Genomic DNA, 946 nt, shown 5'->3' with positions numbered 1-946 from the left:
GGGAAGGCCCTCCAGCGTCGCGACAAGTGCGGGACCATGGGACTCCCCCGCGGTCAGCCAACGCAGCCTGCTCAACGCGTGCCCCCGGCACCGCTGTCGGTGAACTCACGGTCACCGTGCAGCCAGGACACCTTGTCGTACATCTCCGTCTGCGTCAGCGCGGAGAGCATCGCATTGCGTGCCTCGGCGGCCGCTCCCGCCGGGTGGTACAGCTCGCTGCCCATGCGCCGGGCGATCAGCTGGGCACGGCCCGCGCGATCGCGGCGTACCGCGTCGAACTTCTCCAGGCGCTGCACGACGTCGTCCGCGCCAGTGTTGTCCAGCAGGTCACCGAGGACCACGGCGTCCTCCAGCGCCTGGCAGGCGCCCTGAGCCGCGTACTGCAGCATGGGGTGGGCGGCGTCACCGACCAGGACGACGCGCCCGTCGGTCCAGGACCTGGCCGGGTCACGGTCGCACAGCACCCACTCGCGCCACCCCTCGCCGAGTTCGAGCAGGCGGCGGGCCGTGGCGCCGATGCCGGGGAACTGGGCGAGCACATGGGCCCGTGCGGCCTCCCGCCCGGCCACCGGCCCGGGCGCCCCGCGGCCGCGGGTGGCCGCGAGGTTGAGGTACTGGCCGCCGCCGATGATGTAGTGCTCGAAGTGCCACCTGGGCCCGGCCCACAGTGTGACCGTGTTCCAGCGCAGTTCCTCCGGAACCCTCTCGATCGGGATCACCGAGCGGTAGATCGTGTGCCCCGACACCCTCGGTTCGCCGTCCGCCAGCATCGCCGCGCGCACCGTGGACCGGATGCCGTCCGCGCCGATCAGCCCCGCGCCGCGGAACGTCGGTCCGTCGGCGGTGCGCACGGTGACGCCGTCCGCGTTCTGCTCGTAACTGTGCACCGCGGTATCGGCGAGGAGTTCGACGCCGTCGTGTTCCCGGCAGGCGGTGAGCAGCGGCT

The 946-nt window shown here is 72.5% G+C and carries 1 protein-coding gene; it reads right to left on the bottom strand.

The features are described 5' to 3' along the window. Positions 1-71: 71 nt before the first annotated feature. Positions 72-946, bottom strand: an 875-nt coding sequence (locus KVT45_RS55020; RefSeq protein ID WP_217562644.1) for an FAD-dependent monooxygenase, incomplete at its 5' end; no start/stop codon positions are given.

Source organism: Streptomyces sp. GbtcB6, assembly GCF_019091475.1.
Classification (GTDB): Bacteria; Actinomycetota; Actinomycetes; order Streptomycetales; family Streptomycetaceae; genus Streptomyces; species Streptomyces hyaluromycini.
Note: the sequence above shows the minus strand (reverse complement) of the source record. Positions and strands in the feature narration are given on the sequence as shown.